General features: G+C 70.6%; 9 protein-coding genes and 2 pseudogenes. 8 read left to right on the forward strand and 3 right to left on the reverse strand.

Going from position 1 to position 9,664, the window contains the following annotated elements; genetic code table 11:
* From VN520_RS24630 to VN520_RS24655, 6 genes and pseudogenes are all read left to right on the forward strand, one after another.
* A pseudogene (locus VN520_RS24630) lies at nt 1-814 on the forward strand (hypothetical protein); the annotation flags it as partial.
* A 175-nt stretch (nt 815-989) separates the two neighbouring features.
* The gene (locus VN520_RS24635) at nt 990-1,928 is read left to right on the forward strand and encodes a cellulose-binding protein (RefSeq protein WP_325749122.1); all 939 of its coding nucleotides are present in this window, start codon (nt 990-992) and stop codon (nt 1,926-1,928) included.
* Between the two features lie 97 nt (nt 1,929-2,025).
* Nucleotides 2,026-3,030: an ATP-binding cassette domain-containing protein gene (locus VN520_RS24640; RefSeq protein ID WP_325749123.1), complete on the forward strand. Its 1,005-nt coding sequence runs from the start codon at nt 2,026-2,028 to the stop codon at nt 3,028-3,030.
* 5 nt (nt 3,031-3,035) lie between these two features.
* Complete coding sequence (locus tag VN520_RS24645; protein WP_325749124.1) at nt 3,036-3,815, forward strand: ABC transporter permease subunit; 780 nt, start codon at nt 3,036-3,038, stop codon at nt 3,813-3,815.
* Nucleotides 3,816-3,951: 136 nt separating this feature from the next.
* Complete coding sequence (locus VN520_RS24650) at nt 3,952-5,124, forward strand: ABC transporter ATP-binding protein (protein WP_325749125.1); 1,173 nt, start codon at nt 3,952-3,954, stop codon at nt 5,122-5,124.
* Nucleotides 5,121-5,990 (forward strand): ABC transporter permease subunit, encoded by an 870-nt coding sequence (locus tag VN520_RS24655; RefSeq protein ID WP_325749126.1) that lies wholly within the window; start codon nt 5,121-5,123, stop codon nt 5,988-5,990. Before VN520_RS24650 ends, VN520_RS24655 begins: the two co-directional genes overlap by 4 nt.
* A gap of 4 nt (nt 5,991-5,994) precedes the next feature.
* Here the strand turns inward: VN520_RS24655 and VN520_RS24660 are convergent, their stop codons facing one another.
* Nucleotides 5,995-6,324, reverse strand: a complete 330-nt coding sequence (locus VN520_RS24660; RefSeq protein ID WP_325749127.1) for an ATP/GTP-binding protein — start codon at nt 6,322-6,324, stop codon at nt 5,995-5,997.
* Between the two features lie 218 nt (nt 6,325-6,542).
* On the opposite strand from VN520_RS24660, the gene VN520_RS24665 reads away from it, so the two are divergent.
* Complete coding sequence (locus VN520_RS24665) at nt 6,543-7,574, forward strand: LLM class flavin-dependent oxidoreductase (protein WP_325749128.1); 1,032 nt, start codon at nt 6,543-6,545, stop codon at nt 7,572-7,574.
* A gap of 97 nt (nt 7,575-7,671) precedes the next feature.
* Here VN520_RS24665 and VN520_RS24670 read toward each other — a convergent pair whose 3' ends face one another.
* Nucleotides 7,672-8,064: an SCO5389 family protein gene (locus VN520_RS24670; protein WP_203182494.1), complete on the reverse strand. Its 393-nt coding sequence runs from the start codon at nt 8,062-8,064 to the stop codon at nt 7,672-7,674.
* A 257-nt stretch (nt 8,065-8,321) separates the two neighbouring features.
* On the opposite strand from VN520_RS24670, the gene nucS reads away from it, so the two are divergent.
* Nucleotides 8,322-8,993, forward strand: a complete 672-nt coding sequence (gene nucS / locus VN520_RS24675; protein WP_325749129.1) for an endonuclease NucS — start codon at nt 8,322-8,324, stop codon at nt 8,991-8,993.
* Between the two features lie 61 nt (nt 8,994-9,054).
* Here the strand turns inward: nucS and VN520_RS24680 are convergent.
* A pseudogene (locus tag VN520_RS24680) lies at nt 9,055-9,664 on the reverse strand (ATP-binding protein); the annotation flags it as partial.

The following is a 9,664-nucleotide window of genomic DNA, read 5'->3' on the forward strand; positions in this document are numbered from 1 at the left end:
GGAGGCGGACCGGCTGCTGGACGAGGCGCGCGAGGCCGCGGCGAAGCGCCGCACCGACGCCGCCGAGCAGGCCGACCAGCTCATCGACAAGGCTCAGGAGGAGGCGCTGCGGGCCGCCACCGAGGCCGAGGAGCAGGCCGACAGGATGGTCGGGGCCGCCCGTAACGAGGCCGTCCGGATCACCTCGGAGGCGACGGTCGAGGGCAACACCCTGGTGGAGCGGGCCCGTACGGATGCGGACGAACTGCTCGTCGGCGCCCGCCGGGACGCCACCGCCACCCGGGAGCGGGCGGAGGAGCTCAGGGCCCGGATCGAGAGCGAGATCGAGGAACTGCACGAGCGCGCCCGGCGCGAGACCTCCGAGCAGATGAAGACGGCGGGCGAGCGTGTCGACAAGCTGATGAAGGCGGCGACGGAACAGCGGGCCGAGGCCGAGGCCAAGGCCAAGGAGCTCCTCGCGGAGGCGAACTCGGAGGCGAGCAAGGTCCGTATCGCCGCCGTGAAGCGCGCCGAGTCGCTCCTCAAGGAGGCCGAGACCAAGAAGGCCGAGCTGACCCGGGTGGCCGAGAAGCTGCGCGCCGACGCCGAGGCCGAGGCGAAGCAGATGGTCGACGAAGGCCGCCGGGAACTGGACCTGCTGGTCCGCAGGCGCGAGGACATCAACACGGAGATCTCCCGTGTCCAGGACGTCCTGGAGGCGTTGGAGTCCTTCGAGGCCCCGGGCGGGGCGGGCAAGGCGGCGAGCGGCGCGGGAGGCGTCAAGGCCGGGGCGGCGGCGGGCAACCGGCCGGGGAACAAGGCGTCGGACGGGTAGCCGCTCATGGAATTCGCCATGAACATTCAACCCTGCGGGTAGCAAGCTCACCTGGGGTCAGCCACTCAAAAGGGGGGTCATTCTCCATACCAAAGCGGCATCTTCACGTTGACACGCCGCTTCGGCCCCTAGGATTCCCTCTAACACCTCACCGGTCTCATTCGACAGGAACCCCATGAGCGACCCTTCCTCCCCCTTCGGCTTCGAGCTCGTGCGACGTGGATACGACCGCGGTCAGGTGGACGACCGCATCACCAAGCTCGTCGCCGACCGTGACAGTGCCCTCGCCCGTATCACCTCTCTGGAAAAGCGCATCGAGGAGCTCCACCTCGAAACGCAGAACGCCCAGGCCCAGGTCAACGACGCCGAGCCGTCGTACGCCGGCCTCGGCGCCCGTGTGGAGAAGATCCTCCGCCTCGCCGAGGAGGAGGCGAAGGACCTGCGTGAGGAGGCCCGCCGCGCGGCCGAGCAGCACCGCGAGCTGGCCGAGTCGGCCGCCCAGCAGGTGCGCAACGACGCGGAGACGTTCTCCGCGGAACGCAAGGCGAAGGCCGAGGACGAGGGCGTTCGTATCGTCGAGAAGGCCAAGGGCGAGGCGAGCACGCTGCGCACCGACGCCCAGAAGGACGCCCAGCAGAAGCGCGAGGAGGCCGACGCCCTCTTCGAGGAGACCCGCGCCAAGGCCGCCCAGGCCGCCGCGGACTTCGAGACGAACCTCGCCAAGCGCCGTGATCAGTCGGAGCGCGACCTCGCGTCCCGTCAGGCGAAGGCCGAGAAGCGCCTCGCCGAGATCGAGCACCGCGCCGAGCAGCTCCGCCTGGAGGCGGAGAAGCTCCGTACGGACGCCGAGCGCCGGGCCCGTCAGACGGTGGAGACGGCTCAGCGCCAGGCCGAGGACATCGTGGCGGACGCGAACGCCAAGGCCGACCGGATCCGCAGCGAATCGGAGCGCGAGCTGGCGGCGCTCACCAACCGCCGCGACTCGATCAACGCCCAGCTGACCAACGTCCGCGAGATGCTGGCGACGCTGACGGGCGCCGCGGTCGCCGCCGCCGGCTCCCCCTCGGAGGACGACTCCGCCACCCGCGGGGTCCCCGCCCAGCAGACCCGCTGAGCCACCGGCCCGGGGCACGTACATCAGCTGTACCCCTTGCGCGCCCGGTTCCGCCCTTGTGGTGGCGCCGGGCGCGCGGCCGTTCTAGCGTGGCCGCATGATCGAGCTCGACGGCCTCACCAAACGCTTCGGCAACAAGGTTGCCGTCGACCATTTGTCATGCCAGGTCAGGCCGGGGATGGTGACGGGCTTCCTCGGGCCGAACGGGGCGGGCAAGTCCACGACCATGCGGATGATGCTCGACCTCGACAACCCCACCAGCGGCACGGTGCGGATCGACGGCCGGCACTACCGCGACCTCCAGGAGCCGCTCAAGCACATCGGGGCGCTCCTAGACGCCAAGTCGATGCACGGCGGGCGCAGCGCGTACAACAACCTCCTGTGCCTGGCCCAGAGCAACCGCATCCCGGTGAGCCGGGTCTCCCACGTGCTGGACACGGTCGGGCTGAGCGCGGTGGCGAAGAAGAAGTCCAAGGGTTTCTCCCTCGGTATGGGCCAGCGGCTGGGCATCGCCGCCGCCCTGCTCGGCGACCCCGAGATCCTGATGTTCGACGAGCCCGTCAACGGCCTGGACCCGGAGGGGATCCACTGGATCAGGAATCTGATGAAGGCCCTCGCGGCGGAAGGCCGGACGATCTTCGTCTCGTCCCACCTCATGAGCGAGATGGCCCTCACCGCTGACCATCTGATCGTCATCGGTCAGGGCAAGCTGCTCGCGGACACCTCGATGGCCGACTTCATCCGGGAGAACTCCCGCAGCTTCGTGCGGATGCGCTCCCCCGAGCAGGAGCGCCTGCGCGACCTGCTGCACGCGGAGGGCGTCGTCGCGGCCGAGTCGGACAACGGCGCGCTGGAGATCGACGGCGAGACCCCGGAGCGGCTCGGTGAACTCGCCGGCCGGAACGGGATCGTGCTGCACGAGCTCAGCGCCCAGCGGGCCTCCCTGGAGGAGGCGTTCATGCAGATGACCGCGGGATCCGTGGAATACCACGCCCACTCCGAACGCGACGGCGACCGGCCGCCGCCGGTGGGCCCGCACTGGGGCGACCAGTGGAACCAGCAGGCCGACGGCACGGCCGGCGTCCGTACGAAGGAGGTGTGACGGCGGTGGCATCGGTACCCGCGGTCCTGAATTCCGAGTGGACCAAGATCCGTACGGTCTCCTCGACCACCTGGACGCTGATCTCCGCGTTCGCCGTCACCGTCGTCGTGGGCGCCGCCCTGAGCGCGCTGCTGAACAGCCAGTTCGACGAGCTCCCCGCCGCCGAGCGGGCCACGTTCGACCCGACGTTCGTGAGCTTCTCCGGGATGGTCCTGGGGCAGCTGGCGATGGTCGTCTTCGGTGTCCTGGTGGTGGGCACGGAGTACAGCTCCGGCATGATCCGCACCTCGCTCGCGGCCGTGCCGCAGCGCGGCTCGTTCCTCTTCAGCAAGATCGCGGTGGCGGGCGTCCTGGCCCTGCTGGTCGGCCTCGCCACCAGCTTCGTGACGTTCTTCCTCAGCCAGGCCGTGCTCGGCGACCGGGGCACCGGCATCGGCGCGGAGAACGTGCTGCGGGCGGTCTTCGGCGGCGGCGTCTACATGGGCCTGATCGCCGTCCTCTCGATGGGCGTGGCCACGATGCTGCGCAGCTCGATGCTCTCGCTGGGCATCCTGATGCCGTTCTTCTTCCTCGTCTCGCAGATCCTCTCGGCGGTCCCGGGCGCCAAGAGCGTGGCCCGCTACTTCCCCGACCAGGCCGGCTCCAAGATCATGCAGGTGGTCCCGGACGCGATGAACACCGACCCCGCTCCGTACGGGCCGTGGGCCGGGCTCGGGATCATGGCGCTGTGGGTGGTGGCGGCGCTGATCGGCGGCTACCTCGTACTGAAGAAACGGGACGCCTGAGCGGCCCCCGGGCGCCGGCCCTCCGCCCGACGGCTTGGCCGGAACCACCCGCGGCTGGTTATCCTCCTAACTCTTACGGGGGGCGTGCGGCCTGAGGCCTGGGCCCCGACGACAGATAAGTCGATGGGGCTGGAGAATGATCGAGGCAGTCGGCCTGACCAAGCGCTACGGCGCGAAGACGGCCGTGCACAACCTTTCCTTCCAGGTGCGGCCCGGGGCCGTGACGGGGTTCCTCGGTCCCAACGGGTCGGGCAAGTCCACCACCATGCGCATGATGCTCGGCCTGGACCGGCCGACGTCCGGACACGTGACGATCGGCGGCCATGCCTTCCGGAGCCTGCCCAACGCGCCGCGGCAGGTGGGGGCGCTGCTCGACGCCAAGGCCGTGCACGGCGGGCGCAGCGCCCGTAACCACCTGCTGTGCCTGGCCCAGCTGGCGGGCATCCCGGCGGCCCGGGTGGACGAGGTCCTCGGTGTCGTCGGACTGCGGGACGTCGCGAAGAAGCGGTCCAAGGGCTTCTCCCTCGGCATGGGCCAGCGGCTCGGGATCGCGGCGGCGCTGCTCGGTGACCCGCAGGTGCTGCTCTTCGACGAGCCGGTCAACGGACTGGATCCCGAGGGCATCCTCTGGGTCCGCAACCTGATGAAGCAGCTGGCGTCCGAGGGCCGCACGGTCTTCGTCTCCAGCCACCTGATGAGCGAGATGGCCCTCACCGCCGACCATCTGATCGTCATCGGCCGCGGGCAGCTCCTCTCCGACATGAGCGTCACCGACTTCATCTCGGCCAATTCCGCGGACTTCGCCCGGGTACGCCTCCCGGCGGACCGGCCCGAGGACCGGGAGAAGCTGACCGCCTCACTCACGGAGGCGGGCGGCCGGGTCATGCCCGAGCCGGACGGCGCCCTGCGGGTCACCGGGCTCGAACTGCCCCGGATCAGCGAGCTGGCGCACGCCTCGGACGTACGGCTGTGGGAACTCTCGCCGCACCGGGCGTCGCTCGAGGAGGCGTACATGCGGATGACGCAGGGCGCCGTGGACTACCGCTCGACGGCGGACGCCAAGGCGGGGCTCCAGCTGCCGCCGCCCGGTTACGGACAGCCCGGTCATGAGGGGTACGCACAGCCCGGCCCGGTGCCCCAGCCTCCGCCGGAGGTCCCGCAGCAGGGCTGGTACGCCCCGCCGCCCCCGGGACAGAACCCGTACGCCGGCACACCGGCACCCGCACCCGCACCCGCACCCGCACCCGCACCGACCCCAGCAGCCACGGCGGACATGACCGAGCGCAGGACCAGCGAGGATTCCCGATGACGATGCCGGCGACTCCGCCGCCCCCGCAGACGCACAAGGCGCCCAGGAGCCCGCAGGGCTGGGCCGGCCCGTCCAGCCTGTACGCCTCACCGATCCCCGTGCGCACCCCCGGTCTCGGTGACGCGATCGCCTCCGAGTGGACGAAGATCCGCTCCGTGCGCTCCACGATGTGGACCCTCGGTGTGATGATCGTGCTGCTGGTCGGCATCGGGCTGCTCACCGCCTTCGTCGTGAGCCTCTCGGACGCCCCCATGGGCGAGACCCCCGTGCTCAGCCTCGGATTCTTCGGGGTGCTGCTCGGGTCGATCTGCGTGATCACTCTCGGCGTGCTGACCATCGCATCCGAGTACAGCACCGGGATGATGCGTACGACGCTGACCGCGTGCCCGAGCCGGGCACGGATGCTGATCGCGAAGTCGGTGGTCTTCTTCCTGCTCGCCTTCACGATCACCACGGTGACCACCGGGATCGTCGGCGTCCTGCAGACCGCCATGCTCGACGGCGCCACCCCCGACACCGGCTTCTGGGTGCGCTCCACGGTCGGGGTCGGCCTCTACGTGGCCGTGCTCGGGCTGCTCTCGCTGGCGCTCGGCGCGATCATCCGGCATTCGGCGGGAGCCATCACGATCATGATCGCGGTGGTGCTGCTCCCGCTCGTGCTGGCGATGTTCATGTTCTCGCCGTCGCTGTCCGGCGTGCAGGAGGCCCTCTTCCAGTACTCGATCCCCGCCCAGCTCGGAGCGATGTACGAGGCGTCGATGACCATGTCGGGGCCGTCGGGCTGGGAGTCGCTGTGGATCATCCTCGGCGTGACCGCCGTGGCCATGGCCGGGGCTTTCGTGTCGCTGGACCGGCGGGACGTCTGACGGCTCAGTAGCGCGGAGCGTTCCTGGACCGCTGCACCCGTGTGGTGCGGCGGTCCTTCGCGTTCCAGCAGGCCTTGTGCCAGTGCCTGCGGTCGTCGATCCCCCCGAATTCGGGCCAGGCGACGAGGTGCGGGACCCCGGACGGGATCTCCTGGTCGCAGCCGGGGCAGCGGTAGCGCTTGCCCGCCGCGCTCGCGCCGCTCACCGGGCGCACCGACCACTCCTCGCCCTGCCAGCTCTCCGTGGCGCCTCCCCCGCCGTACCGCTCCGTCCACTCCCGTGCGTTGCCGAGGGAGCTCTCTCCGCCTCGGGGGCGGTTGCGGCGCGGGGACACGGGACACCTCACGGGGTGGCGGTACGGGCAGATCGTCCCGTCCAGCCTAGAGGCATCGGTTGCGGGCAGATGCCGGGTGTGACACATGAGCGGGAGCGGGGCGAGTGGGTTACCGGAAAATCGCAACAACTTCGCCGTGGACCGTGCCCTTGGCACGTGTCAGACGTTGTTGCCGGTGGAGGGGGACAGCCGCGTCGGCCGCAAGGAGGCAATAGGCGATGCGCGTAGGAACGTTCGTACTGGCAGCCCAGTTCCCGGGCCAGGGGCAGGGCGAGGCCCTGCACCGGGCCGTCAGATCCGCGGAGGTCGCGGAGGAGTCGGGACTCGACTCCGTCTGGCTGGCAGAACACCACTTCGTGCCGTACGGGGTGTGCCCGTCCGCCACGACGCTGGCCGCCCTGCTGCTCGGCCGCACCCGCAGGATCCGCGTGGGCACGGCGGTGAGCGTACTGCCGAACCAGCATCCGGTCATGCTCGGCGAGCAGGCCGCGCTGCTGCATCTCACGAGTGGCGGGCGCTTCTCCCTCGGCGTGGGACGCGGTGGGCCGTGGGTCGATCTGGAGGTGTTCGGCGGAGGGCTCGCGGCGTACGAGAAGGGCTTCCCCGAGGCGCTGGAGCTGCTGCTCGACTGGCTCGGCAAGCCCCGGGTGGCGGGCCGCGGGGAGCGTTTCGGCTTCCGTGAGGTGGCCGTCGTGCCCCGGGCCGACGAGCTCCTCGGGGACGGCCCGCCGGGGCCCGAGGTGATCGTCGCATGCACGTCGCCGAAAAGCGTGAAACTCGCCGCTGAAAAGGGTTTGCCGATGCTCCTCGGGATGCATTGCGGCGACGAGGAGAAGGCCGGCATGGTCGCTCTGTGGCGTTCGGCCGCCCGGGAGGCCGGTCAGCCGGCGGAGGTGGTGGAGCGAGTAGCACATGTGTCCGCAGGGGTGGCTCAGATCGCCGACCGCCCCGCGGACGCCGTGGAGACACTCGTGAAGGCGATGCCCGGCTGGCTGCGGCAGGGGCTCGACGCCCATGTGACGATCGACGGCCGCCACCGGGTAATGCGCGATCCCGTGGCGTACACGGAGTTCCTCTGCGGCCTGCATCCGGTCGGCCCGCCCCGCCTCGCTGCGGACCGGCTGGCGGCCACGGCGGAGCGCACGGGCATCACCCGCTTCGCCCTCATGACCGAGGGGACGGGCGACCTCGCGGCGACGGAGACGAATGTGCAGCGGCTGGGCACGGAAGTGCTGCCGTTGCTGGAGTGATCCGCTCACGCCGGCGGTCCTGGTGATGCGGTGGTGCAGGAGCTGCCGCCCCGGAGCCAGTTGCACCTCCTGCGGCCCGAAGCGGCAGCAGAAGCGTTCAGCAGTCCCGCAGTTCGGGTGACTGGTTGAGCAACTGGCCTCTCACCGAGGTGAACCGGGCCAGCCTCTCGTCGACCGAGGTGTCCAGCGGGAACACCGCGACACGGTGGCAGTTCTGGAATGCCAGGCGCACGCCGAAGTGGCGCTGCAGCGCGCCGCGTATCGCATCGCTCGCGAGCGCACGCAGCAGCTGACCACGTGCCTGCTCGTCCGGCGGGGGCGTCTGGTTGTCGGCGAATTCTCCGCCGTCCACCTTCAGCTGGGCCACCAGGGAGCTGATCATCTCCCATGCATAGGGCAGGGAGGTCCGGACGCAGTCGACGAAGTCGGCTTCGTCGACCTCGCCTCGCTCGGCCTGTTCCAACAGCGCCGGTGAGACGTCGAGCGACATGGGTTCTCCTCTCGCGACCCCGGCAGGTGGCCGGGGCCTTACGGGCAAGGCAGGGTGGCGACGCTGCGTACACAGGCGGCGACCTCCTGCTTCCACCGTAAGGGCGCAGTCCGGGCCGCACCAGGAGATTGGGAACACAACCGGCCAGTATCGAACAGTCGCAAAGAGGGGCAAGCCAGATCGGCGTCCGTGGAGTGGTGCGCGGGAGACGTACGGGAATCGCGTGGACCCCTGGTTGTCGAGTAGCGTGGCCGACCATGCGTCTCGTCATCGCCCGTTGCTCCGTCGACTACGCGGGCCGGCTCACCGCCCACCTGCCCTCCGCCCCCCGTCTGATCCTGGTGAAGGCGGACGGCAGCGTCTCGATCCACGCCGACGACCGGGCGTACAAACCTCTCAACTGGATGTCCCCGCCGTGCACCCTGAAGGAGGGTGCCGACGACAACGAGGGCATCTGGACCGTGGTGAACAAAGCGGGCGAGAAACTGATCATCACGATGGAGGAAATCCTTCATGACTCGTCCCATGAGCTGGGTGTCGACCCGGGGCTCATCAAGGACGGTGTGGAGGCGCACCTCCAGGAGCTGCTCGCCGACCGCATCGAGACGATCGGGGAGGGCTACACCCTGATCCGCCGTGAGTACCCGACCGCGATCGGCCCGGTCGACATCCTGTGCCGGGACGCGGACGGCGCGACGGTGGCCGTGGAGCTGAAGCGCCGGGGCGACATCGACGGCGTGGAGCAGCTGACCCGCTATCTGGAGCTGCTGAACCGTGACCCGCATCTGGCGCCGGTGCGGGGCGTGTTCGCGGCGCAGGAGATCAAGCCGCAGGCGCGGGTGCTGGCGACGGACCGTGGGATCGGGTGCCTGGTCCTCGACTACGACGCGATGCGCGGCATCGAGGACGACAAGCTGCGGCTGTTCTGAGACCGTCGTCCCTGTGACGCCGTACGGACCCGGACTACGGGCCCGTACGGCGTTCGTGTGCTCAGGCCGTGGCCGGCGAAACGGGACCGTCCTCCGTCGCCGTCGCCGTCGCGGTGACGGTCTGGACAGGACCGCCGGCGGAGTCGGACATGCTCGGTTCCGTGGTCGTTTCCGATTCGGACGGGGTGGGTTCCGGGGACTCGGAGTCGCTCGGGGTCCCGGTCGGGGTCTCGGACCCGGACTCGGACTCGTCGGGGGTCGGGGCCGTCGTCTGCGTCCTCGTCGGCGAAGGGCCGCCCTGCGTCGGGGAGCCGCTGGGGCTGCTGCTCGACGGGGTGCCCGTGCCCGGGCTCGTCGCGGGTCCCGAGGTGCCCGGGGACGGGGTGGCGCTCGTGGACGGGGTGGCGGTGCCGGACGGGCCGGGGGTCCCGGAGCCGCCGCCGGCCGGGCCCTCGCCCGTGGCCGGTTCGTCGGCCGGCTCGTCCGCGGAGAAGCCGTTCCCGCTGCCGCCCTCGTCCGCCGACTGCTCCGTCGTGACGTTCTGCCCCTCCGGGTCCTCGCTCCCCGAGGTGGCGCCCAGTGTCACCACCGTGCCGAGCACGGCCGCCAGCAGCGCGCCCGCGCCCACCGCGACGAGGTTGCGCCGGGCACCCTTGAGCACCCCCGTGCGC

This window comes from Streptomyces sp., assembly GCF_035563135.1.
Classification (GTDB): Bacteria; Actinomycetota; Actinomycetes; order Streptomycetales; family Streptomycetaceae; genus Streptomyces.

Coding starts and splice junctions, on each gene's coding strand:
- nucS (WP_325749129.1), top strand. CDS start 8,322: ATGCGTCTCGTCATCGCCCGTTGCTCCGTCGACTACGCGGGCCGGCTC.
- VN520_RS24665 (WP_325749128.1), top strand. CDS start 6,543: ATGCGCGTAGGAACGTTCGTACTGGCAGCCCAGTTCCCGGGCCAGGGG.
- VN520_RS24635 (WP_325749122.1), top strand. CDS start 990: ATGAGCGACCCTTCCTCCCCCTTCGGCTTCGAGCTCGTGCGACGTGGA.
- VN520_RS24655 (WP_325749126.1), top strand. CDS start 5,121: ATGACGATGCCGGCGACTCCGCCGCCCCCGCAGACGCACAAGGCGCCC.
- VN520_RS24650 (WP_325749125.1), top strand. CDS start 3,952: ATGATCGAGGCAGTCGGCCTGACCAAGCGCTACGGCGCGAAGACGGCC.
- VN520_RS24670 (WP_203182494.1), bottom strand. CDS start 8,064: ATGTCGCTCGACGTCTCACCGGCGCTGTTGGAACAGGCCGAGCGAGGC.
- VN520_RS24640 (WP_325749123.1), top strand. CDS start 2,026: ATGATCGAGCTCGACGGCCTCACCAAACGCTTCGGCAACAAGGTTGCC.